The sequence below is a fragment of the Teichococcus vastitatis genome (assembly GCF_003604215.1).
Classification (GTDB): Bacteria; Pseudomonadota; Alphaproteobacteria; order Acetobacterales; family Acetobacteraceae; genus Pseudoroseomonas; species Pseudoroseomonas vastitatis.
Genome location: NZ_QXGS01000179.1, coordinates 1 through 956 on the forward strand (window position 1 = coordinate 1; position 956 = coordinate 956).

2 protein-coding genes are annotated in these 956 nt (G+C 64.6%); one reads left to right on the top strand and one right to left on the bottom strand.

The genetic code is table 11. The features are described 5' to 3' along the window. On the bottom strand, positions 1-301 hold a 301-nt coding region (locus D2K64_RS23785), incomplete at its 3' end, for a hypothetical protein (RefSeq protein ID WP_157986120.1). Between the two features lie 327 nt (positions 302-628). On the opposite strand from D2K64_RS23785, the gene D2K64_RS23790 reads away from it, so the two are divergent. Beyond that, a partial coding sequence (locus tag D2K64_RS23790; RefSeq protein ID WP_157986121.1) for a hypothetical protein occupies positions 629-956 on the top strand: 328 nt, incomplete at its 3' end.

Genomic DNA, 956 nt, shown 5'->3' on the forward strand with positions numbered 1-956 from the left:
CCGTGTGGTGCAAGCGCAGCTCCTTGAACACCCGAAGGGTGTGGTCGGTCTTCACGCCCTCTTCGCGAGCAAGGCGGCGCGAGATCTCCGCCGTGGCTGCCTTGATCAGGCCGGCAGCCCGCAGACGCTCCTGGGCCGGGCTGCCTTTCTTCAGAAGATGCGCCAGGGAGTACTCCTCCAGGATGGTGGTGATGTGGTCCGCGACGTCGACGCCTCGGGTGGCTGCCTCACCCTCGAGGGCGAGGGCGGCGTCACTGTCGAGATTGATGGTGTAGCGGCGAGAAAGAGGGGTGTCGGTCATCATGGTCTCCTGATGACCTGCATATACCATATGCATGCATTGAACAAACCAATACACACATGTGGACCAATCTTTTGGATCGTGACCCGGCACTAGGGCTTTCTCGGTGGTGAACAGGTCAGATGGCTGGGCGCGCCGGCATCCGGTCAGGGCGGCCAGCCTGCTGCAAGGCGCCTGGTAGCCCGAGGCCGAGTTGCACCCCTGGAGCAGGAGATCTATGGCCGTGCGGTCGAGTTGCCGACGCGGCAGCTCACGGCGCGCGACCGCTCCTCAGAGCGCGGCTGACCTTCGGCAGAACGCCATCCCTCCCGTTTCCAGGATCCCGGCATGGCTGAACTCACTCCAGAACAACGATCTGCGGCGGAAGCTCGAGGCTGCCAGTTCGTCGTCGCCACCCGAGAGCAGATCGCCGTTATGGCGATGCAGAGGCGGGTGTTCTGGATGGAGGGGAAGGCGTTTCTGGCGATGCGGCCGGACGGGTTCTTCGAAACGGCGGCGACGCTGCAGGGCTTGCTCAAGCAGCCCCTGCCAGAGCGCGCCAGCGCGCCTGAAGCCGCAGTGGCTAGACCAAGTTCTATTGAGGAGCCCGCCGCCGACACAGCCCTCAGAGCCAAGGCGACAGCCTCCGTGGGCAAGCTGCCGGGAACCCCTGCGA